This is a genomic window from Kitasatospora sp. NPDC051705 (assembly GCF_044453265.1).
Classification (GTDB): Bacteria; Actinomycetota; Actinomycetes; order Streptomycetales; family Streptomycetaceae; genus Kitasatospora.
On record NZ_JBITCO010000027.1, the window covers coordinates 85,648 to 110,074 of the forward strand.

The following is a 24,427-nucleotide window of genomic DNA, read 5'->3' on the forward strand; positions in this document are numbered from 1 at the left end:
CCCGAAGGCGGGTCACCGAGGACGGCACGGAGGAGGTCCGGTACGCCGGGATCGGGTCGACCGCGCCCTCCCGGCGCGACCCGGGAGGGCGCGGTCACCGCTGTTCGAGGATGAGGCGCACGGGCTCCCGTCAGCCTCGAGTGGAGAAGCTTCGGAGTGACTCGTCGGCGAGGACCTGAAGTTCTCCGTCGAGGTGCTCGACGGACAGTGAGTCGAAGGATATGAAGGCCTGAAGCCGCAGGATCCGCTTCAGGAGGTCTCGGAGGAAGTCCCGTTCCGTCACCGTCTCCAGGGGGATGTCGATCTTCTGCCAGACCCTGAGGATGCCGCGCACGATGTGCGGACTGCCGCCGATGGAGGTGCGACGGGCGTAGATCTGGTCGAAGGCGGACTCGCCGAGGACGGAGAGGGCCGCGTAGAGGTCCTCGGGTTCGGCGTCCCCGTCGTGGACCAGGTGGGCTCGCCACCAGAGTCGGCCGAAGACGTGACGGGTGACGTCCGTGCCGAGGACCCGGTCGTGGTGGAGGTCGGTGTACCGCCATGCGGCCACATCGGGCATCACCACGAGGGAGAGGAAGGACCAGAGGTCGCCGGCGACGGCCTCCGCGGGGATGATCCCGGAGTCCCGGTGGAGGATCTCGGCCACGGCGATGTCGAACCCGCTGGCCTGCTTCCGGTTGTGCGGCGCCGGGAATCCCTTCTCGCGGGCCACGTCGACGAGGGCCCCCCGCAGCCTGAGGAGCCGCTCCGGGGGAAGCCGGACGCCGCCGGTCGCCGCGTAGAACATGGCGAGGTGCGTCTGAGCGGCGTGGGCGCTCAGTTCGTCGGGTGACTTGCCGAGGTACGAGGCCCTCAGGTCCTTGGCCGCTCCTGCGAGCAGACGTGGGAAGAGGTAGGCCATCAGGTTTCCTTCGCGAAGAGGCCGACGGCGCTCTGCACGCGGGCGGAGAAGTAGGACGGGTCGCTGCGGCGCGTGAGTCGGAGCGCGGTCAGCGTCATGTCGGGTAGGTGGGTGCGGACCGCTCCGAGGAGCATGTGGCCGAGGGTGTCCGGCTCGAAGGTGGACTCGTCGTCGAGGTCCTCGTTGCCGACGGCGTGTTCGATCATGAGCCGTACGACGTCCTGGCGCAGCGCCGACTGGATCAGTCGTTCCGCGTGGGTCGCCTTCTCGGCCTTGCGCATGGCGTCGAGGACGAGAGTGGTGCGGCTGTTGACCAGGAGCAGGACCGCTCCCATGGTGGCGGCTTCGAGGTTCGGCCCGATGTCGAGGTACCAGGGGGCGTCCTCCGGGTAGCCCGCCTCGGCGAAGTCGACGACGGCCATCGGGAACTGCGAGGCGTCGCCCTGGAGGCGGACCTGCGCGTGGTGTCGCCACAGGATGGACCCGGCGCGCCGGGGACCCGTGGGATCGGGGTTGTCGAGGGGTCCGGCGAGGACGATCTGGGTGTCGATCGACAGCGTTCCTCCGCTGTCCCGCCCCGGGACCGTGAAGGCCAGGCGTACCGACCTCCTCCCGCCGCCGGTCAGTCGTTCCTCGGCGGCGAGCATGCGCAGGCCGGAGCCGGAGGAGTTCCACACGGTGGTGAGGGCGAGTTCGGCGTCCGCGGGCAACGCCGCGCTCTCACGGGCCGTGTCGAGGTCCACCTCGACGGTGCATTCCAGCTCGAGGTCGCGCTGGTAGTCCCAGTCGACCACCGAGGGGGGAAGGGGGATCCCCCGGCCGTCCTCCTGTTTGAGGAGCCATCCGTCGGTGGTCACCGTGTGCGGGTGTGGGCGTCGGTAGGGGTAGGCGCGGCGGCTCACGCGTCACCGCCTTTCCGCTCGGCGGCCACGACGATCTCGGTCACGGTGTCGGGTGCCGGTCGGACGACCAGCGACCAGACGCGCCCGTCGCCTCCGTCGGTGTGGAGTTCGTCGGCGCGGTGGAGTTCCCCGTCCTCCGTGCGCCACCCGAGCACGGTCGGCACGGATGCACCCCGGGGTGGATCGCCCTCGCGCCCGACGGCGTCGTTCAGCGCCACCGCGAGTCGGCTTCGGACCAGCTGTTCCCCGGTGTCGACCAACTCGAATCGCTGCACGAGGACGGCACGTCCGTCCACGGTGTCGTGGAAGGGCTCGTCCAGGTATCGCAGCCTGGCGCCCCGTCCGCCGTGTGCCGTCGGACGGGCGGGCGCGCCTGATCCGGCGTCCCCGGGATTCGGGGCGCCGGCGTCCGGGTGGCCGCCGGCCGGGCTCGAGGAGCGTGTGTCGTCGGTCGTCGGGAAGACCGCGGAGCCGCCGTGTCCGGGGGCTCCGGCCATCAGTCCCGCCATCATCTTGCTCATGCCGGCCAGGGAGACCCCGTCCCCGGCGTTGTTGGCCACGGCGGCGGGGCCGGAGGCGGCTTTCATCTCGTCCGCGATCTTCTTCAGGGCGTGTTTGGCGAGCTTGCGCTCGTCCAGGTCCTGCAGTCCGTCCACCAGCCAGTCGTCGTGGCTGGCCGGCTCGGAGAGTGCGAAGACGCGGTCCATGGCGTCGTCGGCGCGGAAGACTCCGGCGTAGCCTCCGTGGTCCTCGAAGAACGGCGGCCCTTCGAGGTACTTCACCACAAGATCGACGGGGCGCATGAGGCAGGTGTGGTGCAGCCGGTCGCCGATCCCGGCTTCCCGGGCGACGGCGGGCGGTTTGCCGGGCGGTGCGATGAACTTGCGGATCCCGAGGCGCCCGAGCGGGCGTTTCATCGTCTTGTGCTCGATGAGGACGTCCATGTCGCCGTGGGCCCGGACGAACGGACGCAGGTGCGGCACCTCGGACGGTCGGGGGATCCGGACCTCCGTCCCGTTGTGGGTGATCGAGAATCGCATCGGAGCGTCCCCGCCTTCGGGGAGCATCTTGGGCCAGAGGTTCCAGACGATCGCGTCGGCGATCCACCGCATCGCCTCGGCGTCCTCGCGGTCTCCGAATTCGGGCTCGATCACCGCGACGGTGGTGCCGGTCTCGCCTTCGGGCAGTGCCTTCAGTCCGAGTTTCCGGGCGACGTCGTCGGCTTCCGCGCCGACGAGCGGTTCGACGTATCCGTCCTGGACGCGTCCCCAGTAGTGCCGCCCGGTGAACGTCTTCGGGCCCTCCACGGTGTCGGTGTCGTAGCTCGTGTGGACGGCCCACCCGATGAGGCGGGTCTCGAGGCGGTCGCCCACACGGCATCGGGTGTGGACGAGGACCGTGTGGGGCTTGGAGGTGAGATGGAAGACCACCTTGCCGTAGCCGTAGGTGCCGCCGCGGCTGTCGAGGTCCTGGGAGCTGCCGGTCTTGCGGACGAAGGAGACGAAGTCGCGGTCGCCCTCGGCGACGACGTCGGCCCTGGTCGGGCCGCCCAGCCCCTTGGTGCCGGTGTCCGTCACCGTCAGGACGCGGAGGACCGATCGGGCGAGGGAGGCGCGCAGCTGGAGGTGCTCGGTGGTGGGGGCGTTCTCGAGGAGCAGGTCCCGCCAGACCGGCGCTTCGGCGGGGCTCAGGGTCCGCAGCTCGACGCGGTAGTCGACGGGGCCGTGGCCGCTCCGGGCGTCCCAGCTGTTCTGTGCCGACTCGCGGACGAGAAGGGTGAGCGGGTCGAGCTCGGTGGCGTCGAGGTGGCGGAGGATGCCTTCGCCGGCGCCTCCCCCGCCGGGTCCGTAGGACTCGGACAGCCACCGTGGCGTCGTGGTCACGTGGGCTCTCCCATCCGGGTGAGGAGGTCGTTCACGGCCTCCTTGGTGAGACGGTCGGTCCGGACGCCGGCGAGGTCCACCGTGTAGGTGACGTCGAGGACTCCGGCCGGGACCTCCGCGCCCGGTATGGAGCTCGTGGTGAGCTTCGGGAATCCGTCGTCGACGGGGTACCAGCGGCTCTCGACCGGGGACAGCCGTCGGCCGTCCTGGTCGTGATCGGACCCGCGGTAGCCGACGGCCGCGAGTTTGGTCAGGAACGCGGCCTCGTCGTCGCACAGATCCCTCGCGTGGGCCACGAGTTCGTCGAGGGTACGTCCCCCCGGATCCGGCTGAAGGCGGTTCCAGGCGAGGAACAGCTCACCGTCCTTCGGCGGTTCGAGTTGGTCGAGGCCGTGGACCTGGAAGAGCCTCCGCTCGGAGGCCGTGGCGCTGGTCTTCACCTCCACGGCCAGGCGGCCGTCGGTGAAGTCGTGTCGTTCGCCCTCGGGGCCCGTCCAGTGGCGGACGGCCCCCGGGTCGAGTTCCAACAGGCCGATCAGGACGAGGAGTTCCCCGAAGAGTCCGACGGCCTGTTCGTCCGTCAGGACGCGTCGGCCACCGCTGAACAGTCGCCGCCAGCGTTCCACGACCGCACGGGCGGTGCGGTAGGGCCGCTCGCCGTCGGCGGCCAGCGCGAGGAGCACGTCACGGCAGAGGGCGGTGAACACGTCGTCGAGTTCGCGACTCGTGCAGGCTATGTCGGCGAAGCGGCCGTAGCTCTCGTCGTCCTCGAGTGGGCGTTCGAGGATCCGGAGCGACCCGCTCGCCATCCCCGCCGAGAGGCGCTGTCGCGTCGCCAGGGGTATCAGCAGGTGCCTCATGCCGCCCGCGTCGACCGCCGCCAGGAGAGGACCGTGGGCGGTCGTGACCGGAAGGGCGGACGTCCTCAGGACGTGTCCCGGCTTGACCGGGGCCGCGTCGAGACCTCGCCAGTGGTCGTCGAGGACGAGACGGGGGTCCGGCTCGGGCTCGCTCATCTGTCGTCGTCCTCCAACAGCAGGGCGAGCTCGTCCTCGTCCATCCCGTCGAACTCGTCGTCGTGGACGACGTCCGAGAGGTCGGCGCTGTACCACTCGACCTCGCTGTCCTCACCACGGGGCAGGGGGAAGACGAGGCCGACCCCGATGACGTGGTCCACGGCGTCCAGCGGCACGCGGCGTTCCTTCGTGGGGGGCGAGACCCTGTCGATCGGGTAGAGGGTCAACAGCGCGGTGTCGGGGCACTGGGTCCGTCGTGCCAGTTTCAGGTTCTTCTCGGTGATCTCCTCGAACCCGCTCAGGTCGAGGTCGACACCGGCGTCCCGACGGCTCATGAGGGTCTTGATGTCGGCGGCGTCGTGCCCGCTCTCCAACTTCGCACGGACCACCCGGTCCACGGCGACGCCCTGGGCGAACTCGTAGGCGGCGTCGGGATCGCCGGTGAGCGGGTTGCCGATGACGGCCACGTTCCACCGTTTCAGGGCCCCGCCGCCCGGTGCCTTGATCCGCCTCTCCACATACCGTCGGAGCAGACCCGCGTCGCAGTCCATCGACTTCTCGTGGAAGCGGTAACGGTCGAGGAAGTCGAGGACCATGTCGTAGGGAACGTCGCGAAGCAGGTGCCGGCCCTGGTGGGAGCGGTCCTCGTGCCGGGCCCCTCCCATGCGGAGAGCCTGTTCGACGAGTTCGCCGGCGGCCTTGCGGTTGGCCCGCAGCCATTCCGCGTCGGCCGTGCGGAAGTAACGGGTCTGCACTCGCTGCCCGCCGTAGGCGGCGCTCGCCTTGACCGCGTCGCGCATCTTGCTCGCGGCGGTGATGCGCAGCGCGGGGTGGTTGCGCAGCCGGACGGCGAAGGTCAGCGGGGTCTTGTCCTCCACCAGGTAGGAGTCGATGTCGCGCCTCATCTCCGATTCCACGGTGGCGATGTGGCGGAACCAGTCCCGCAGTTCGTCGGTCATCCAGATACGGGGAAGGTCCGCGTAGCCGTCCCTGAACCCGAACCACCGCCCCATCTGGAGCAGCGTGTCGTAGGTGGAGGCGCCTCGGACGAAGTAGCTGACGGCGAGGCCTTCGAGGGTCAGGCCGCGGGAGAGCGTGTTGCCGCCGACGGCGATGGCGACGATCGGGCCGGTCTCGTAGTCGAGACGTTCGACGCTCTTGGAGTTGTCGAGGATGATCCGGCAGTCGTCGACGACTCCGGCGAGCTTCGGGAGGAGGTCCTCGAAGGGCGTCTTCCGCTCGTCGAAGTCCTCTCCGGGCACCCGAGCCGTCTCCGTGTCCCACAGTTGACGCAGTTCGTCGAGGAGTTCCGGTTCCCCGGCCGTGATCATGTCGGACGTCGTGGACCTGAAGCGCTTCAGGGGTTCCTCGAAGCTCCGGTGGACCACCGTGCTGACGCTGGTGTGGACGAGCATCGTCGAGTGGGGCACGCCCCGTCCGCGTACGTGTCGGGCCGCGGTGGCGAGCCAGAAGTAGAGGACGGCGGTGCGGAGGGCGCCGTCGATCTCGGGGCTGAATCCGTCGATCTCGTCGCGGCCCGGTCGGACGAGTGCGATCTCCTCCTCCGGCACGGTCCGGATCATGTCGTAGCCGTCGGGCACGTCCTGCGGGTCCTCCCCGTCCAACGGCTCCCGTCCGAACAGCACCTCGGTGCCGAAGTGTCCGCGTGGCTTGGGCAGGTTGACGATGAAGTCCCGCGGATAGAGGTCTTTGGCCGTCGGGTCGATGAGAAGGTTCGCGAACGGGGTGGCGGTGTAACCGACGTATCCGCCCCGGGGGAACAGGTCGATGATCTCGCGGATCAGCGGGTTGGTCCGCTTCGACGCGATGCTCGCCTGGTCCGCCTCGTCGTCGATGATGAGCGTGGGGCAGTTCTTCAGGTGTTCGGGGGCCTTCTCCAGCCAGTCCTTGAGCTTCTTGAGCCGAGGGACGTTCTTCTTCACGACGCACAGGACGTGTTGCTGGCTCTTGTTGGTGAAGAACGCGGCGGGGTTGCCGGCGGGCGGTTCGAAGTCGCCCTCGACTCCGGTGAGGGGGTGCCACTGGTCGATCACCGGTTGGAGGAGCTGTCGCTCGAGCCGCAGCTGGGTCTGCCGGCGCAGACCGTTGTGGATGCCGGCGAGCACGATGAAGAACTTGTACCCCGCGTCCGCGGCCTTGGCGATCAGGGCGGTGAAGTTGGTGGTCTTGCCGGACTGCACGTAGCCCACGACGAGCCCGCGGGTGGAGAACTCCTTCTCCTTGGGGTGGTCGAGCATCGAGACGACCTTGGTGGACGCGGCGTCGAGGTCCCGGAGTCCGTCGCCGTGCCAGGACGGCTGCCGTCCCAGCAGGTCGTGGAACGCGGGCCAGCAACGGTCGCCCTCCTGCGGGCCGACGTACCAGGTCTCACGGTTGTTCCGCACGACGGAGCCGGGCTGACGCTTGTCGCGGATCTCGATGGTCTCCCGCTGATGGCGTTCGGCGATCCGCTTGACGAGATCCTCGCCGCCCCCGAAGAGCTTGAGCTTCCCCAGGGCCTGCTCCGGCGTATAGAGCCTGATCAAGCTCCGGAAGGTCTCGTACTGCTCGTCGAACTCGTCCACGGATCCCCTTCCGCCCCACACCCCGCCCGGCACGAGACCCCTGTCGGGCCGGACCCCACGACGTGACGACCGTACATCAGTCCGGCCGTCGTTCCTCTACGCACCGTCGTCACGCACGAGCACGACGCCCCTGGTCACGCGGCGACGAGGACCGATTCCTTCGCCCGTCGGGGCCGCTTCGGAGCGGGCACGGGGCGTTGTCCGGTCTGTGCCGCCAGCAGCGGCGCGAGATGCTCCGCGATCGCCCGGGCGAGGCCGACGGGCACCGCGTTGCCGATCTGACGGGCGATCTGGTCCCGGTTGCCGCACCACTTGAAGTCCATGGGGAAGCTCTGCAGGAGGGCCGCCTCGAGGTGGGTGATCGGGCGGTGAAGCCAGGGGTGGAGGTATCGGCCCTTCTCCGGCTTGAAGAACTCGGTTCGGATCGTCACGGAGGGCTTGTCGCGGTACAGCCGGCCCATGACGTCGGCGGAACCGCTCTTGTGCTTCCTCCAGCACGGGGACAGCAGCTCGTAGGGGATGTCGAAGCGGTTCCCGCCCTCCGGAATGGAGGCGTAGCGCTTCATCGACTTCGCCGTGATACCGCTTCGCCGAAGGTGCAGTTCCTCCATGGAGAAGGGCCCGGGAACGCCGTTGACCGTCGACCCGCGCGTGGGCAACTGCGCGCTCTGCTTCTTCAGGACGAGATCCGAGATCGTCTGCCAGACGGTACGCGGTCGGCTGACCGTCGGCGCGGGGATCAGGAGAGCGACGAGTTCCATCTCGGACACCTGGTCGAGTCGCTTGCCCGAGCCCGGAACGACCAGGTCCTTCCGCGCCCCGACGAGGATGGTCCGCCTCCTGCGCTGCGGCACCCCGTGATCGTCCGCGTTGATCAGATCGTGCCGGATGAGGTAGTCCTGGAGGAGCCCTCCGGGACGGGTCTCGTCCACGAGCAGGGCGAACTCCGGGGAGCGCCTGAAGGCGTCGACGTTCTCCATCACGAAGAACCTGGGCTCGGCGGCGGCGACCACCGCCAGATAGTGACGCCACAGCTGGTTACGCTCGTCGTCGGGATCCTGGTTTCCGAGCCTGGAGAACCCCTGGCACGGAGGACCGCCGAGGACCACGTCGGCCTTAGGGATCCCACCCTCGCGCCTCACCCAGGCGGCGATGTCCCCCTGATGGATGTGGGGACCGAAGTTCGCCTGGTAGGTGGCCGCGGCGGCCTCGTCGAGCTCCACCGCGGCGATGGGGCGGTAGACCGGCTTCCCCTGATGCCTGGCGTCGACGAATCCCTTGGTCAAGCCGCCACAACCCGCGAAGAGATCGATCACCCGGAAGTCCCCGGAGTGCGGGGCCTCACCGCTGTGAGGCGGATCGAATGCGCTGATCGTGGAAGGGGTGTCGGCCATGCAGGCACTCTAGCCGGCCCGCCCCAACCGAAACAACACACACCCCAAACCTCGATTCTACTACGCCGGCCCGGCGTCGCGCCGGCCCCGGCTTCCGCGTCCCTCCGACCGACCGGAACTGTCACCGCCGCACCCGACGGCCGTATCGTCGACCCCCGGACCATACGAAGGGGTAAGGGGTCGACAATGGTTGGCGTGACTCCCGGCGAGCCGTTGAAACCGGACCCGGCGGACCGTTCATGGAGGCCGAAGCCGGGCCTCGACACGGCCCAGCGCTCCAGGGAGCAGGACCGTGCCGCCGGAGGCCGCGACCGCCGCCTGGTGGACGCGGGTGAAGGACGACTCAAGCCCGCGAGCGTCGTGCTGAGCAGGTCCGTACGGACCGGCCGGGTGAAGGCCGTCCTCCGGTGGTCCGCCGACGGGCGCCGGAGAAGCGCGCCCCTAGGTGAGGTGGATCACACCACGCGAGCCGCCAACCTGCGCGAGGGCTGGCGTCTGGCGAGAGAGGCCGGGCTGCTCACGGAGACGTCCCTGCCCCCGGGGTCGTGGGCCTCGTCCCCCGCGACCCGTGCGTCCATGCGCTCGAACACCGGCAGGGACACCAAACCCGAGCTACGCCTGCGCTCGCTCCTGCATCACGCCGGGCTCAGGTACAAGGTGTCCGCCCGGCCTGTCCCCACCCTGCGCCGGACCGCCGACGTGGTCTTCACGAAAGCCAAGGTCGCCGTCTTCGTGGACGGCTGCTATTGGCACTTTTGCCCGGAACATCGCAGCGTGCCCGCGACGAACCGGGACTTCTGGGTCGAGAAACTGGAGAAGAACAGGGCACGCGACGCGGAGACCGTTCGGCTGCTGCAAGAGCAGGGGTGGACGGTCCTCCGGTTCTGGGAGCACGTGTCTGCCGAGGAGGCGGCCCACGAGGTGATCGAGCAGGTCGCCCGGGCTCGCGGGACGACGGAGCCTCGCCGACCCCGGCCGGCCGTCGGGCCTCGGTGATCGCTCGGACCGCCTCCCGTGCCGACCGGACTGCAAGCCGGTCGGCACCACGCGGAGGGACTGTGACGAGTCTCCGTCGACCGGCGAGACCGGTCGTGCCGGGTGATTCGCCCCACCGAAGCGACCAGCTCGCTCCCCCCCCAGGGCTTCACACGAGGAGGATCTCCTCGGGCCTGCGGATGAACGCCTCCGGTGACGGGTTGCTCAACCGGGCGTCGACGCATGTCATGAGGGCTCCACTGTGGACCTGGACGGCGGTCTCACGCAGCTCCCGGATCAGGTCCTGCCCGTTGATCAGAACCACGGGCTACTGGTCCTCCACCATCTCCAGCTGCGCCGGCTCGGGGTCGGAGCCGGTGGTGGCGTACGCCGGAGCGGCGGGTGAGCCAGCCTTCGTTGTAGCTGTGTGCGGAGCCGGGGTGGGTGCCCGCCGACTACGGAGGCGACGGCCGGATCTGTTTCGCTGGCCGCTCTGCCACTCGTCGGCGGCCGACCGGCGTCCCGGACGGCCGGCCACCCCGGCGTGGCCGGCCGTAAGACTCCCTGACGCTGCAGGGGGGCATGGCGCGACTCAGCCAGGCCCTCGGACCGACGTGTCACGGTGGTCGTCCAGAGCAGCGGCGCGAGGATGGTACGGGAGGCGTGACATCTTGCAGACACCGGCCCACATCCGCCGCTCCTCCTCCACCGTGGCCGGCAGGACCAGCCCCATGGATGCCGCGAGCGGCTTGCGTCCGACGTTCACCATCGCGCGAACCGCTGCTGCCCACTCGTCGGTGGAGGTCACCGCGCAGCGGTACCAGAGTGGGGTGGCTCCCAGGACGACGATCGCCGCGAGAACCAGCCGGTCAGCCTTCGCATCCGGGCCGAGCAGCCCCCCGAGAGCGGTTGCGGCCACCGCGATGTGGCCGTAGAGCAGGGCTACGAAGAAGTCGACGCTGGTTCGCCCGGATTCGACCTGGCGACGGATCTGCTCCGGTACCACGCCGCAGAGCTCGTTCCAGAGCACCTGCGTGTCCAGGCGGTAGCGATCGTGGCTGTACTCCTCCAGCCGGCGGATGGCGTTTCCGAGTCGTGTGGGTGCGACCTGGGCGTCGTCGACGGGATAGCGGCGCAGGCGTTCGCGAAGCAAGGCGTGCTGGACCGCGGTGTGCGAACGCGAGGCGGACGCCCGACGCTGCAGCTGCGTGTTCGCGCGCAGCGCGGCGAGCCGCGAGGCTTCGTCCGGTTCCAGTACGTGTTGCCGCTCGCGCCGCTCCATGCGGCCGAGGTCGAGTCGGTCCAGGAACGACTGCTTCAGCCGTCGCTGACCTTCGCACCCGCGATGGTAGGCCCACCTCGGCCAGAAGAGATATCCCTCGAGCAGTCGGTACAGCGGATTCTGCAGGGCCTGCAGCACGATGCCTGCCAGGACGGCCCCGACCAGGAGGGGTACCGATTCCGCGGCCCGGCGGACCAACCCGAGGTCGAGCAGCTCCGGTCTCCCTCGATAGGCAGGGAGCAGGACGATTGCGATCAGGGCCAGGTTGACGGCGGTCGGCAGAATCCAGCCGACGAGGACGGCCCAGGCGCCGCCGAGGACGCCTTTGGCTATGTCACCCAACGATTCGGTCTCCACTCACCATTCGTCGTCCTCGCCGAAGTCCGGGCCGGGTGGCGTGGCTCGGTCCTCGCTTCCGACGTTTGACACGTGCACGCTGCCGGTTTGGACGACCGAACCGTGGAAGGTCCCGTTGACAATGATTCCCGGTTGGTGGGCCGGCAAAGCTTGCGCGGCGGATTCCTCGAACAGCGCAAGCAGCTCAGCCGCGGCTTCCGGGCGATTCCACAAGAGCCGGCGCAGTCTTGCCGTCCATTCGACGACCGCCTGAGACATCATGGCCGGGTCGGCCACTACCTCGGCCCGGGTCTCGTCCAACTCCTCAGCCACGGATTCGGCTGACCGGTGTCGGCCCAGCAGGGCTGCGAGCCGCCCCCGAACCTGCTGCCACGTGTCGGTGGCCATCAGCGCGACCACCATGGCCGCGCCCCTTTGTGCCAGCTCGCTCAGCTCTGGCTCCACGATCTCCTCCCATCCTGAAGTGGACGCCAGCCTATGGGAGTTCGGAGTCACTGTGGGGCGATCGTTCCTTCCCGTCGGCAAGGAGATCGCTGCCCTCGACTCCCCTGACGTTTGGGCGCGGGCACTCGAGCGGGAACAGGTCACTGATGACAGCTGCATCCGGATCGGCCCTGGTGCGCTCGCGACCGGCAACCGCTCGCCCACCGGACATCCGGTGACGGGGGTAAGTCCTTGCGTCCTCCCGCAGTGGCCTCAGGCGAGGAGGATCTCCTCGGGCCTACGGTTGAGCACCTCCGGTGACCGACTGTGCAGCAGGGCGCCGACGCATGCCATGAGGTCTCCGCCGTGGTCCTGGACGGCGATCTCGCGCAGCTCCCGGATGAGGTCCTGCCCGTTGATCAGAACGACCGGGTACTGGTCCTCGGCCATCTCCAGCTGCGCGGGCTCGGAGTAGGAGCCGGTGGTGACGTACACGCCGATCCAGCCTCGCTTGAGGCGAGCCACGACGCGTGCGATCTGCTCGGCCGACACCAGGCTGTCCGGCTTGATGCACTTGGCCTGTCCGAGCACGACCAGCCTGGTGCCGGCGAGGCCGCTGCCGAGGTCCAGGCGTCCGACGAAGTCGGCGCCACCGTCGGCGGATCGGCGGGTGAGCCAGCCTTCCTTGTAGCTGTGCCCGGAGCCGCGCATCACCTTCGCGGCGACGACGGCGGCCAGGATCTCGAAGGCGTGTTTGTCGTTGTCGAAGCGCTTGTAGAGGGCCCGGAGGTCAGCCTCGGTGGAACTGCCGGGTACCGGACGCTGGTCACGGACCTTGACCACCTGACCGCGGGCCACACGCCTGCGTATCCTCGGCAGGACCGAATGACCGTGCTTGACCCACTCGCGCCATGCTGCGGGTGCCAGCTTGAGGATCTCGGCGTCGGATCGGGCAGCGTCTCGACGGGCGGTGATCCACTCCCACGCCAGTTCGTCGTCCTCGTCGGTGAGGTCGACGACCACGAGGTCGAACACGTAGTTGGTGAACGTCTTCTTCGTCGCGCCGCCCCACTGGACGACGCGTTCGGCCCGCTCGATCAGGGCCACGCCACAGAACTGGACTTGGCCCTTGTCCCTCCCGTCGTGCGGGACGGAGCGGAAGAGCAGCAACGGTGCAGCGGCGGACCTGCCCTCGGGCGTGGGTGCCTGGTGGCTGTCGAAGGCTTCCAGCAGTGCCGCGTTGCCGTTGGTGGCACCGACCGGTTTCGTGGATTCGGGCTTGTGGTCGCCGAAGTAGCGGACGTGTCCGTTGTCCACGTCGAACACGTCGTGCCAGGGGGTCTGCTCCGACCCGGCCTTCCACGGGCTCGACCGGATCATGACGGCCGGTCGCCTCATCCCGGCCACGGTCTTGACCCTGGCTATGGGGTTGATGCCCCTCTCCAGCTGGGCGCGCGGCAGGCCCGGGCTCTCGGTGACGAAGTAGAAGTTGTCGAATCCGTCGACGGTCGCCGGCAAGGCGTCTTTCGCAGCCGCGTACCGAAGAACCCCACCCACGTGCAACGTACGCCCCACGACGCCCCCTTCGACAAGATCTCTCCCGTCGGTAATCCTGCCAGCTAAGTCAGACAATCCGACTACGCGGCGAGCGCGATCCTGGCGGTCGGGAAGGCCGGCTCGGGGAGGTCTGCCGCAGCAATCCACTCGACGGCCAGTTGTTTGTCCGGCTCGGTGTTGACCAGTTCGCCGGTCCATCGGTCGGTGGCGAAGACGAAGAGGACGAACTGCCCGAGCCCGTCGTAGCTCTGCTCGACGTGGACGACGTGGACGAGTTCGAGGTTCACGGGATCGACCAGCAGGCCGGTCTCCTCCTTGAGCTCGCGGGCGGCTGCCTCGTCGAGGGCTTCCCCAGGCTCCGTCCTACCGCCCGGAACGGTCCAGGCCAGCCGCGGCGACCAGTTGGCCGAGGCGTAGGCACGGCGGCGATGCGGTCGGTGGCCTTGTCGTGGACGATCACGCAGACCGCGTTCCGGCTGTTCACGACGGCGCTGGTCGTCATGGTGCGAGCTCCTCGTCGGGCTGCCACAGGACGTCGGTGATCCAGCCCGGTCTGGCCGTGTGCCAGCCATAGCGGCGACGTCGTAGCCGAAAGGCGCGAGGGCGAGGAAGTCGAAGTCGATGACGGCGACTGTCGCGCCTTCGACGAGGAGGTTGCGCGGATTGGCGTCCTGGTAGGACGCGGCCGGCATGTCGGCGGCCTTCTCGAGCCAGCCTTCGATCGCTTCGAGGGTCAGGGCGGGTTCGGGTACGGAGGTCAGGACGTGCCGGAGGCGCTCACGTCGGCTGTCGACGAACCCGTCGATGGTGGTGGTGCCTCTGCTGGTGAAGGACCCGTCCAGACGAGCGTGCGCCAGCTCGTGGAAATACACGGACGTGTGCTGGCGGCCGAGGGGTCCTGCGAGGACGGCCAGGTCGGCCGGGCCGGCGTGGCGACCGTCAAGGTGCTCGAAGACGCTCTCCCCGGGAAGCTGTTCGACGATCTGTGGTGTCCGGACGTCCGGGTTGACGCCGGTGAGCCACCGATGGTGGGCAAGGGAGCGCTGTTGGATCAGCGGGTGGTCGTAGGTCTTGGTGAAGGTCCTCATGACGGGCGTGCTCGACCGCTTCGGGTCCGCCCTGCTGGACGTGGCGCCGAACAGCCCCCATGCACAACTCTGGGACCAGTACACCCACGACAATCGAAGGACACCCGCGTGACGGAGCCGGACCTGCGCCACTTCACCGAGCTGCCCCCTCGCACACCGGACACTGGTCGACCTCTATGCGGACGTCCGGGCGCCGCTGCTCCACCTCCCCAACTACGCCGTCGCCACGTTTGCCGAGCGTCTCGACCGCCACGGCGCCGAGCCCGGCTTCGAAGCCGCCATCGGCTACGACGAGGACGAGCCGATCGGCTACGCCTGCGGCAACACCATCCGTTCCGGCGACCGCTGGTGGACCCGGATGTCCAAGCCGATGGCTCCCGACCTCACCGCCGGCCCCGTCTTCGCGCTCAAGGAACTGGGCGTCCGCACAGCGTGGCGCGGCACGGGCGCCGCCCGCCGCATCCACGAGGGCCTCGCAGGCAACCGCCCCCGAGGAACGGATCACCCTGATGGTGAACCCCGCGGCCGGTGACGGCAAGGTGCTGACGCTGTACGAGCCATGGGGGTATGCGGCTGTCAACGAGGTCCAGCCGAACCCGGACGCACCGCCGCTCGTGGCAATGATCCGGAAGTGCGAGGTCTGAACATCCAAGCAGGCCCGGGGAGCAGTGTAGGTCCCGCCTGTCCCTCATGATCGGACTGGCGTCAGCCTGCGTGAGGGTGTCGGGTCCTTTGCCCATGGCGCCCACGTGGCCGTTCGCAAATGCAGGAGTCACCCCGTGCTACACGCGACTGGAGGGGAGAGCGGCAGCGGGAACCGGTGCTCGGTGGGCCAGTCACCGTGCTCTGTCGGCAGTCGATGCCCCACGCCGTTTCCCGACGGCCGCGTCCGGCCCGTCGTCCGGCATCGCCATGGCATCGCTCCGCCGCGGTGAACGGCCAGGGTGGTCGGCGGGCCCGACTCGGCAGACCTCCGCATGCAGCCCTCCTACCAGGGCGACGATGGCCTACCGCAGTACGGGCGCGCGGCCCGCTGCCGTAGTGGTTGCCGGTAGCTGCGGAAGAGAGCCGATTTTCTGCGGAAAATCCGCGTCGGGCTCCCGCCCTCGGCGGGGACGCCCACAGGCTGCTGATCGGCAGGTCAGCCGACGGCCGGCGAGCCGGTGCCGCTGCGGTCGTCGAGGACGATGTGCGGCTGCTGCAGTCGGTCGCTGCCGACCTGGTCGTCAGCGGGTCGGGTGCTGTTGATGACGGCGGCGATGCGCTCGTAGCTGGTGACGGCGAGGGTCCAGGTCTCGATGCCGGTGTCCTTGCCGAGGCCGCTGCACACCGTCTCCCGAAGCGCGTTGAGAAGGGCGAGGGTGCTGCGGCCGGACAGGACCGTGTCCTCGTTGCTGTCGTTGACCGGCTTCGAGAAGTGGTCGGTGCCTTCGACCTGAGCCGCCAGGAAGTCCCAGGTCTCAGGGTGGCAGGAGATCGAGACGGTCTTCACCGCGGCGGCCTTGCGGAGGGTGCCGACGTGGTTCTCCCAGACGAAGGGCTCCGGGATCAGGTCGGAGACGTCGTTGGCGTACCGACTCGGGAGGTCATCGGCTGAGGAGGCCTGCTCCTGTGCGACTGCTTCCGTGCGCTTGGATTCGACCTCCGCGTCCTGCGCCGCTGCCACGGAGGGGCGCAGAAGATCTGCGAGCTGGGCGGCGACCTCGGTTGCGATCAGCCGCGCCTGGTCCTCCGGAGAGGCGGCGACGGTGATCGGCTCGAGTGCAGGTACTTCTGCGGACTGCATTTCCAGCTCGGGGGCGACGGGCTCCGAAAGGCTGCCCTGGGACGTGGCGAGTTTCGCGGCCACCTCGGCGGCGATCTGGCTGAGCTGGTCGTTGGTGAGGGCGTTCGGGGTAACCTGCGCGTTGTCGGCGGGGGTGGTCTCGGACACGGTCGTCTCCTCGCTGTCGGATCGCGCGGCCTCGCCGCTCACGGTGAAGGTGGTCGGCTCAGCGGCCCGGTCGGACGTCGTGGGCTCGGTGCTGGGAAGCCCGGCGGTGTCGACGGAGCCGTCGTTGGCATCGTCGCCGGGAGAGTGAATGGCGTCGTTCTGGCTGTCCACCTCGGGAGAGACTCCCGCTGGCTGGCTCACGGCCTCGGGCGAGTCGATGGCGGGCCGTGGCGACTCGCCGTGGCCGACTCCCGGAGGGGAATGAATGCTGTTCTGCAGGGCGCTGAGCTCGGCCCGCAGGTTGGCCAGCTGGCGGTGGAGGCTGCGGTTGTCCTGATGGGCACGACTGGCTTCCTGCTGCTCTCGGGCGATCGCCTCGAAGAACTCGTCGCGGTGTTCGCTCAGGCCGGCCGCCAGCGTCGCGGTGAGTTCGGTCCGCAGGTTGTCGGTGTTGTTGCGGATCCCCTCGAGGCCGGTCTGTAGGACCGTCCCGACCTCTGCGCGCAGCAGTTCGACCTGATGGGCGGTGCCCCTCGCCATATCCCCTCCCGTTCTCGCGCGCCGTCGAGCGCGCGGCGGGTACAGCGTGGCGGCAAGGGGCCAGTGCGTGATGAGGACATGAGCGGGGCTGTCGAGATAGCGCCGGTTACTGTCTGAGATCAGATCATCACGCTGGAGTAATTGGTCGCCAGTTCGATCTACGCCTTCGCCGAGACGACGCGCTGAATCTCTGTTCGACCTGCCGTTACGACTGACGGGGGCACACGCCGCCGATGACCCCCGTGCGGACCCAAGGCGTACACCTGGAGGTTCTTCCGCGCGGACCGGGGCGCTCGGGTGGGAGGGTGCGGAGCTGTCGGGCGTCGTGGCTGGCTTCGGGGTGGGCCTGCCAGCGGTCGCGGCGGCGGACGAGGTCGGGGCCCAGGATGACTGCGCCGAAGGCGTATTCGAGGCCCTGGGCGGTGTAGATGCAGCCGACCTGGTCGTGACCGCCGCGGTCGGTCGCCCAGTAGGGGCGGGCCGGTACGTCGGGGAAGCCGGGGACGGGCTGTTCGGCGCGCAGGTTCCAGGGGCGGGCCCAGGAGCGCTCGTCGTGGTCCGGGCCGTGCCAGCGGATGGCGACCTCCGGCTCGAGCGGGGGGACGTCGGTGGCGTTCCAGGGCCAGCAGAAGCCCGCGGTGATCCGGGCGCTGCGGCCGTGCGCGGTGTGGCCGTCGACCCAGGAGGCGAGCGCGTCGGGGTCGGCGGCCAGGGCGAGGTCGTAGCCGCCGCCGCTCCACGGGCGCGGTGTGCCGGTGTCGGAGAACAGGGTGTCGACCCAGTGGTGGTAGGCCTGGGAGCCGTTGCAGCGGAACTGGGTGTCGAGGTCGATACGCCGGAAGACCGCCCCGGCGGCGTGCGCGTGGTGTTCCAGTTCGTCGGCCTTGAGGCCTTCGGTGGGGCGTACGATCTGGCGCTCGTCGAGGAACAGGACGAGGACGGCGACCTGTTCGAGGAGCTTGCGCAGGACGATGGGGAAGCCGGGGCCGCGCTGGTCCGGGTAGGTGGCGGCGCGGTGGGCCTCGTCGAGGAGGACGACGCTGTTCTTGTCCAGGCCGCCGGGGTTCTTGTTCTTGAACGTGGCGACGAGGCCGCGGGCGTCCTCGCTGAGCAGCCGTTGGAGCTGGCGGGTGAGGGTTCCGGACGGCGTGAGCAGGCGGGGGTTGCTGCCGGGCAGGTGGCACAGGTCGCCCATGACGCGGGCGGCGATGGCCGTCTTGCCGGTGCCGGGTCCTCCGGTGACGAGGACCATGGCACCCGGCCGCGGTTGCCCGTGGGCGGAGGTCCGGTGGGCGGCCGCCTGTTTGACGGCATCGAGGATCGCCAGGCGGGCTCGGTCCTGTTCGCCGATGAGGAAGAACTGGCGGCGGTTCTCAATGTTGGCGGCCAGCCGCTCCAGGACGCGCTCGGAGGGCCGGTGGCGGCCTTCGAGGAAGCGGTCGACGGCGTCCCGAGGTGCGGGTCCGAGGCCGGCGCAGCCGAGGCGCCGCGCGAGTTCCTCGGCAGGCACGCTGCTCGCGAGGTCGTCACGGCCGAGGAGGGGGAACTCGGCACTCGGTCCGCCCGCGGAGGCCACGCCCCGCAGGAGGTCGATCAGGCCTGCGGGGGCGTTGTGCAGAACCACCGTGCCCTTGGCCCGTACGCCGCTGCCGCCGTCGGCCCAGTCCCGCAGGTAGTGGACGTAGCTGCCCACCTGGCGGGCGGGATGCGGCACGGTCCGCCCTCCGACCTCGAGCGACGCGGGAAGTCCCGGTGACGGCCGGGCCCGCGTCCACTGCTTCAGCTCCACCACCACGACGGTCAGGGCGCCGTCCGCGTCCTGGCCGACGACCGCGGCGTCGACGCGTTCGCCCGTTCCCGGGAGGGAGAGCTCCAGCAGGACGTCGAGGCCCCCGAGCCCGGCGCGCACCAGCGCGTCGAGGAGGACCGGCCAGCTGCGCTGCCAGCTGCTGGCCTCCTCCGGCCTCGGGTCCGCGCCAGGGCCTTGAACCGCTCTGTGCACTCGTCGATGAACTCCTGCTGCGCGGCCCGCCGCGCGACCTCGCCGATGACCCCCCGGTGTACGTACATGACCGATGCATATCACCGATGTCTGACAGAGCGTCATCGGAGGGTGCCGACAGAGGGGAGGGCCCCAGGGCGGCGCCCTCCCGTGGTGTTCAGAGCACGGGTGCGGCGGGTCCGGTCAGGGCGGACGCGGCAGCCGGCGGCGCGGCGGAGTTGCTCCGGTGCCAGTCGAAGTACTCCGCGCTCTCCGGTGTGTGGGCGGTGCAGCGCCGGCCTTCGAGGGTCGTGGCGGCGGTGAGGAGGTCGGCGGAGGCGGCGCCCTTGGGTGAGACCTCCACGATGCCCTCGGGGGACACCCGGATGAAGCCGTCCTCGAACAGGGCGTCGCAGCCGAGCAGGCAGGCGGCCATCAGGTTCGCGAGGTGGGAGCGCTGTTCGAGGTTGCACCGGGACCTCTTGCGCACGTGGGCCGCCCGGACGAGTCCAGAGGGCAGCGTCCGCCCGCAGAGGTCGCAGCGGATGGAGCCGGCGCCGTTGAACTTCTCGCGGCGGAGCCGGGCCTGCTCGCGGCGGGCGAAGGTGACCACGACCCGGTCCAGGTTGTCGCCCAGGTCGAGGTAGCGGTCCTGGCCCGGGACGGGGGTGAGGCCGTGCCAGGGGATGGGGGGCGCCGGCTGCCCGGTGGCCGCTTCCTCCGGGGACTGCGGCTGGTGCTCGATGGAGTCGACCAGCCTGGTCATGACCTCGGGGTCGGCGACGGGGACCGGGGCGCCCTGCTTGTTGGCGGAGAGGCGGAAGGCTTCCATGGCGTCGGCACCGAGTTGTGCTCCGGCGACGGTGGACTCGAGGTCCAGGACGTCGAGGGGGATCCGGACGGGGTAGGTGTCGTCGGGCCAGATCTCACGCTGGTCGGGGTAGACGGTCCCGGTGACCTGGGCGACGGCCAGTTCGCGCAGGACCGCTCCGGCCCAGTCGCCGGCGGGGACACGGGCGTTCGGTCCCCGGTGGCCGAACAGGATGTAGTCGCCGGGCCTCAGCGCGGCCAGGACTCGGGGGGTGTCGGCCTTCCGGCGGTGTCGCGCTTCCAGCCCCATATGGACTCGCGCAGGCCGATCTGGAAATTCCGCTTCGACGGAGCGGGAACGTACACGGCGACGACGGACACGTCGTGGTCCTCCACGGCTCGACTCTCCGCCAGAGGGGAGAGTTCGGTGGTTGCGGTCTGACGGCGGCGCGGGTCCCGCCGAGCGGGAGATAGCGCCACGTGGGTCACGTCTACCAGACGGGGCTGACGGTACGGAAGCGTTTTCCCTGACGGTTGGGAACTGGGCCGGCATGTCCGGGCTTCAGTCGCTAAGAGTCCTACGCGGGGCACGGACGTCGGACAGGTCCGTACCTGAGTCGCTTGGGTCGCTTCCGTCGCTTGGGGTTCCACCTCGAGGGGAACGGACAGCCGGCTCCGCGGCGGTACGGCCCTTCCTGGGCTGGGTCAGCGACGGAAGCGACCCACTCGTCCCTGTCTTGGTGCGCTGCGTGCCGGTCGCCTCGCGGGCCTGACCAGTACCAGTCCTCCGGCGGGCGGGACGAGCGCCCGGAGCTACCGAAGCGACTGAAGCGACCGAACCCGGGGCTTTCCCTAGCGGAAGTCCGAAGGACGAACCGCGGTTCCAGCGGGCTGGGGGCGCCTTCCGGTCCGGGGCAGAGCTACTGAAGCTACCCAAGCGACCGAACCCGGAGCTTTCAGAGCAGTCCTGACACGCGCGACACGCCGAGCGACCGGGCGCGAGAGACTCGGTAGCTTCGGTCGCTGAGCCTCAGTCGCTGGACAAAACCGCAGGTCAGACGCTGTTAACCTACCTCTACAGCGACTGAAGCGACTCAAGTTCGGGTATATGAAGACATTCCCGTGTGCGTGTGCGCGTTATAGACCCGGGCTACAGTCGCTTCGGTCGCTGTTTGGCTTGAAAAACGGCTCCGACCTGCGAAAACGTCCGTTGGCCGAGAACAGCGACCGAAGCGACTCGGTCGCTCCCCCGGAGTTCGGTAGCTGAGTTCCCCCGGGAAGGTCCGCCACTCCGGATACGAGCGTCCTCGCTCGGATAGTCTGTGTGAGCTATCTTCTGGACTTCGGTCGCTTCAGTCGCTGATCCGGCGCCCACCAGTGCCCTGACCTGGCTTTTTGCCCTCAGCGACTGAACGAGCGACCAGAAGTCGGGCAGCTACCGAGCTACCGAAGCAGCTGCAGCAGCTACTGAACCAAGGGGGAGGGACCCGCGTGACGGCGCCGCAGGCCGTGGGGAGCGACCGAACGGGCCGCCAGCCGGACCCGCTGGCCGTCGCCCGCTGGTGTGCCGCCCAGGCCTGGCCGGTCCACCCGCTGGCACCCGGCCGCAAGACACCGCCCGCCAACTGCCAGGCCTGCCAGGAGTCCCCCCACTCCCCCGCAGAATGCTCCTGCCCCCGAAACGGTCGCTGGTGCCACGGTTTCCATGCCGCCACCCTCGACCAGGACGTCATCACCGCCTGGTGGCGGACCAACCCCGACTTCGGCGCTGCCGTCGCCTGCGGCCCCGCGGGCCTGGTCGTCATCGACGTCGACAGCCACCCCGCCGCCGTCCCCGCCCGGGACCGGATCCTTCCCGGCATCCCGATCCACGAACACGTCGACCTCGAAGGCCTGGAGAACGGCTACCACACGCTCGCGCTGCTGGCCGCTCTCCGACGGTCCCCCTCCCCCGCCGACGACACCTCCACGCTGCGCGTGCGCACCCCCTCCGGCGGCCTGCACGTCTGGTACCGGGACGACGAGCACCGAGGCTTCACCTGCTCCACCGGCTCCTCCACCGGACGGGCCCTGGCCTGGCAGGTCGACGTCCGCGCCCACGGCGGCTACATCGTCGCGCCCGGCACCACCACCAGCGCCGGCACGTACACCGCCCTCCCCGGAGCCTGGACCCCGGCACCACTCCCCCGGTGGCTGGCCGAGGAACTCGGCCGCACCGGACACCTGAAGGACAGACAAGAAGCCCAGCCGACGGTCCCGGCCCCCGTCCCCGACCGTGCCCGCCAGGCAGTCGTGGCCGCGGGCGGCGGCAGGCGCGGAGCCGAGCGCGTCCTCGACACCGTCCTGCAGGACGTCACCGACTGCGCGACCACGTCCGAGGGCGCCGGCTTCACCGGCAAGCTCAACCGGGCCGCCTACACCGTCGGAGGCCTCGTCTCCGCCGGACACCTGACCCACACCGCCGCCGAGCAGCTCCTCCTCGACGCGGCCCGCACCGCCCGGCCCGCCCAGGACCGGCACAGCTCCGCCGTCATCCGTTCCGGCCTCGCCGCCGGTGCACGGCAGCCCCTGCACATCGGGAAGGCCCGCGGATGACCGACAGCCCCCGCAAGAGGACGGTCTTCGACCCCGTGGCCGCAGCCCAGCAGATCCTGGAGTACCCGCCGTTGCCCGGCCCCTCCCCGGCGCCCTGGCACGGCGCCGCCGTCCAGGAGAGCCTCCTCGACTCCCCCGCTGAGGTACTCCAGGCACCCCCGCAGCCGCCGTTCCACACCGGGCACACCGAGCACAGCACACACGCGGCACCGAGCGCTCAGGCGGCCCGGTCCGCTCAGGCCCAGGCCGGCCCGCAGGCCAGCCCCCACGGCCTGCTGCCCGACTCCCTCTCCGACCGCGGCAACGCCAAGCTCTTCGTCCACCTCTACGGCCGCGACTACCGTCACGTCCCCGGCATCGGCTGGTACCGCTGGTCCACCCACCGCTGGCAGCTCGACGAGGACGACACCGTCCTGTGGGCCGCCGGAGAGATGGCCGAAAGCGTCGCCACCCACGACCCCCGCGGCGTCTACACCAACGCCGACCTGCGCCGGCACCGCCGCCGTGCCCTGTCCACCTCCGGCATGAACGCCATGCTCGCCCAGGCCAAGTCCGCCCCCGGCATGGTCCTCAACGCAGCCCTCCTCGACGCCGACGCCTACGCCCTGTGCACCCCCGGCGGCGTGGTCGACCTGCGCACCGGAGCGATCGTGCCGCCTGACCCGAAGGTCCACCACCACTCCCGTTCCACCACCCTCGCCCCCGCCCGGATGCCCACCCCCCGCTGGGACCGCTTCCTCACCGACACCTTCGGCGACGACAAGGAAGGCCGCCAGACCCGCGACTTCCTCCACCTGCTGCTCGGCTACTCCATCAGCGGCGACGTCGGCGCCCAGGTCATGCCCTTCCTCTACGGCCAGGGCAAGAACGGCAAGTCCGTCCTCCTCGACGTCATGATCCAGCTGCTGGGCGACTACGCCGACGCCGCCCCGCCCGGCTTCCTTATGGCCAAGACCTTCGACGGCCACCCCACCGACCTCGCCGAACTCCACGGCCGGCGCATCATCGTCTGCTCAGAGCTCAAGCCCGGCGACCGCTTCGACGAGGCCCGGGTCAAGCTGCTCACCGGCGGCGACAAGATCAAGGCCCGCCGGATGCGCCAGGACTTCTTCTCCTTCGAGCCCACCCACAAGCTCTGGCTGCTCGGCAACCACCGCCCCGAGGTCGGCACCGGCGGCTTCGCCTTCTGGCGGCGCATGCGCCTGATCCCCTTCGAACGGGTCGTCCCCGAGGAACGCAAGATCGACAACCTGGCCCACGTCCTCGTGGCCGAGGAGGGCCCCGGCATCCTCGCCTGGCTCATCGACGGCGCCCGCCGCTACTTCGCCGGCGAGAAGGACCTCGCCGGCCCGCAGGCCGTCCAGACCGCCACCACCGCCTACGCTGAGACCGAGGACCACGTCGGCCGCTTCCTCAAGGAAGCCTGCGTCGCCGGCGAGGGCATGCGCGCGGAACAGGCCCAGCTCTTCGGCGCCTACACCCGTTGGTGCGGATTCGAGGGGGCCAATCCCGTATCCGGACGTGCTTTCGCCGCACGAGTCCGCGAGACACTGGGTATGACCTCTCCCAAGGAGATGGTCCTGTCCAACAGCCGCAAGTACTACCCGGGCATCGGCCTGATCACTGACGACACAGAGGAGCACAACGCGTGAGCGCGCTGATCGACCCGGCCGAGCTCGCCCACGAAACCGACCTCGTCTGGCTGGAGGACACCTCCGGCCTCGACTACGTCCGTCAGTCGCTGGACCGGCTCACCACCCGCCGCGGCCGCCCCGCCTACCACCGCGACGGCCGCATGGTCGGCTACGCGGTCCTCGGCCCGGACGCCAAGTCCTCCCGCGCCTCCGGCACCTTCCGCCGACGCGTCTTCTGGCTGCTCCCCCACGACCGCGACCAGGACCCGGACGGCCTGTACTCCACCGGCGCCCCCTCGGAGGCCGTCGACCCGCGCACCGTGGCCCCCGGGGTCAAGGGCTACAAGACCGAGCGCTCCGAGGGCGGCCCGGCCTCCCCGGCGATGCTCGAACTGGGGATAACGCTCCCGAAGGCCTGAGCACGTCGGCGAACGGCGGTGGGGGGGGGGGCGCGGGGGCGGGCCCCCCCCCCCCCCCCGGGTGGGGGGGGCGCCCCCCCCCGGCCCCCCCGGAGGTCGGCCTGGGCCCCCCCGCGGGACCCCCGGACACGCCCGGGGGCCCCACCCCCCCG

General features: G+C 70.0%; 18 protein-coding genes and 1 pseudogene. 5 read left to right on the forward strand and 14 right to left on the reverse strand.

The features are described from left to right. Positions 1-130: 130 nt before the first annotated feature. The 6 genes from ACIA8Q_RS27535 to ACIA8Q_RS27560 form a co-directional block, all read right to left on the reverse strand. Positions 131-901: a DUF6339 family protein gene (locus tag ACIA8Q_RS27535; protein WP_387903443.1), complete on the reverse strand. Its 771-nt coding sequence runs from the start codon at positions 899-901 to the stop codon at positions 131-133. Then, entirely contained in the window at positions 901-1,758 is an 858-nt protein-coding gene (locus ACIA8Q_RS27540; protein ID WP_396317864.1) for a hypothetical protein, read from the reverse strand. The genes ACIA8Q_RS27535 and ACIA8Q_RS27540 overlap by 1 nt, the downstream gene beginning before the upstream one ends. 41 nt (positions 1,759-1,799) lie before the next feature. Next, a complete protein-coding gene (locus tag ACIA8Q_RS27545; RefSeq protein ID WP_396317865.1) occupies positions 1,800-3,686 on the reverse strand; it encodes a hypothetical protein in 1,887 nt (628 codons plus the stop codon). Further along, positions 3,683-4,702 carry a PD-(D/E)XK motif protein gene (locus ACIA8Q_RS27550; protein ID WP_387903450.1) on the reverse strand — a complete coding sequence of 340 codons (1,020 nt, stop codon included), beginning with the start codon at positions 4,700-4,702 and terminating at the stop codon, positions 3,683-3,685. The genes ACIA8Q_RS27545 and ACIA8Q_RS27550 overlap by 4 nt, the downstream gene beginning before the upstream one ends. Then, positions 4,699-7,287 carry a Z1 domain-containing protein gene (locus ACIA8Q_RS27555; RefSeq protein ID WP_396317866.1) on the reverse strand — a complete coding sequence of 863 codons (2,589 nt, stop codon included), beginning with the start codon at positions 7,285-7,287 and terminating at the stop codon, positions 4,699-4,701. Before ACIA8Q_RS27555 ends, ACIA8Q_RS27550 begins: the two co-directional genes overlap by 4 nt. 134 nt (positions 7,288-7,421) lie before the next feature. Then, positions 7,422-8,681 carry a DNA cytosine methyltransferase gene (locus tag ACIA8Q_RS27560; protein WP_387903455.1) on the reverse strand — a complete coding sequence of 420 codons (1,260 nt, stop codon included), beginning with the start codon at positions 8,679-8,681 and terminating at the stop codon, positions 7,422-7,424. A gap of 450 nt (positions 8,682-9,131) precedes the next feature. Between ACIA8Q_RS27560 and ACIA8Q_RS27565 the strand changes: the two genes are divergently transcribed. Continuing rightward, a complete protein-coding gene (locus ACIA8Q_RS27565) occupies positions 9,132-9,677 on the forward strand; it encodes a very short patch repair endonuclease (RefSeq protein ID WP_396317867.1) in 546 nt (181 codons plus the stop codon). A gap of 148 nt (positions 9,678-9,825) precedes the next feature. Here ACIA8Q_RS27565 and ACIA8Q_RS27570 read toward each other — a convergent pair whose 3' ends face one another. From ACIA8Q_RS27570 to ACIA8Q_RS27590, 5 genes are all read right to left on the reverse strand, one after another. Next, positions 9,826-9,981 carry a hypothetical protein gene (locus ACIA8Q_RS27570; RefSeq protein WP_396317868.1) on the reverse strand — a complete coding sequence of 52 codons (156 nt, stop codon included), beginning with the start codon at positions 9,979-9,981 and terminating at the stop codon, positions 9,826-9,828. A 267-nt stretch (positions 9,982-10,248) separates the two neighbouring features. Next, positions 10,249-11,295, reverse strand: coding sequence for a hypothetical protein (locus tag ACIA8Q_RS27575; RefSeq protein WP_396317869.1), 1,047 nt, complete (start codon positions 11,293-11,295; stop codon positions 10,249-10,251). Further along, entirely contained in the window at positions 11,296-11,739 is a 444-nt protein-coding gene (locus ACIA8Q_RS27580) for a hypothetical protein (protein WP_396317870.1), read from the reverse strand. A 252-nt stretch (positions 11,740-11,991) separates the two neighbouring features. Beyond that, entirely contained in the window at positions 11,992-13,236 is a 1,245-nt protein-coding gene (locus ACIA8Q_RS27585) for a restriction endonuclease (RefSeq protein ID WP_387903469.1), read from the reverse strand. Positions 13,237-13,355: 119 nt separating this feature from the next. Further along, positions 13,356-14,363, reverse strand: coding sequence for an NUDIX domain-containing protein (locus ACIA8Q_RS27590; protein ID WP_396317871.1), 1,008 nt, complete (start codon positions 14,361-14,363; stop codon positions 13,356-13,358). A 108-nt stretch (positions 14,364-14,471) separates the two neighbouring features. On the opposite strand from ACIA8Q_RS27590, the pseudogene ACIA8Q_RS27595 reads away from it, so the two are divergent. After that, positions 14,472-15,007 (forward strand): annotated as a pseudogene (locus ACIA8Q_RS27595) (GNAT family N-acetyltransferase). 497 nt (positions 15,008-15,504) lie between these two features. Here ACIA8Q_RS27595 and ACIA8Q_RS27600 read toward each other — a convergent pair. The 3 genes from ACIA8Q_RS27600 to ACIA8Q_RS27610 all read right to left on the reverse strand — a co-directional run bounded on the left by ACIA8Q_RS27600 (position 15,505) and on the right by ACIA8Q_RS27610 (position 19,937). Then, entirely contained in the window at positions 15,505-16,836 is a 1,332-nt protein-coding gene (locus tag ACIA8Q_RS27600; protein WP_396317872.1) for a hypothetical protein, read from the reverse strand. A 205-nt stretch (positions 16,837-17,041) separates the two neighbouring features. Then, entirely contained in the window at positions 17,042-18,838 is a 1,797-nt protein-coding gene (locus ACIA8Q_RS27605; RefSeq protein ID WP_396317873.1) for a DNA/RNA helicase domain-containing protein, read from the reverse strand. A 157-nt stretch (positions 18,839-18,995) separates the two neighbouring features. Then, positions 18,996-19,937 carry a hypothetical protein gene (locus ACIA8Q_RS27610; protein WP_396317874.1) on the reverse strand — a complete coding sequence of 314 codons (942 nt, stop codon included), beginning with the start codon at positions 19,935-19,937 and terminating at the stop codon, positions 18,996-18,998. A gap of 1,181 nt (positions 19,938-21,118) precedes the next feature. Here ACIA8Q_RS27610 and ACIA8Q_RS27615 point away from each other — a divergent pair. The 3 genes from ACIA8Q_RS27615 to ACIA8Q_RS27625 are packed head-to-tail and all read left to right on the forward strand — an operon-like array spanning position 21,119 to position 24,275. Further along, positions 21,119-22,222: a bifunctional DNA primase/polymerase gene (locus ACIA8Q_RS27615; protein ID WP_396317875.1), complete on the forward strand. Its 1,104-nt coding sequence runs from the start codon at positions 21,119-21,121 to the stop codon at positions 22,220-22,222. Continuing rightward, positions 22,219-23,874: a phage/plasmid primase, P4 family gene (locus ACIA8Q_RS27620; protein ID WP_396317876.1), complete on the forward strand. Its 1,656-nt coding sequence runs from the start codon at positions 22,219-22,221 to the stop codon at positions 23,872-23,874. The genes ACIA8Q_RS27615 and ACIA8Q_RS27620 overlap by 4 nt, the downstream gene beginning before the upstream one ends. Then, on the forward strand, positions 23,871-24,275 hold the full coding sequence (locus tag ACIA8Q_RS27625) for a DUF6009 family protein (RefSeq protein WP_387903494.1): 405 nt from the start codon (positions 23,871-23,873) through the stop codon (positions 24,273-24,275). The genes ACIA8Q_RS27620 and ACIA8Q_RS27625 overlap by 4 nt, the downstream gene beginning before the upstream one ends. Positions 24,276-24,427: the final 152 nt, after the last annotated feature.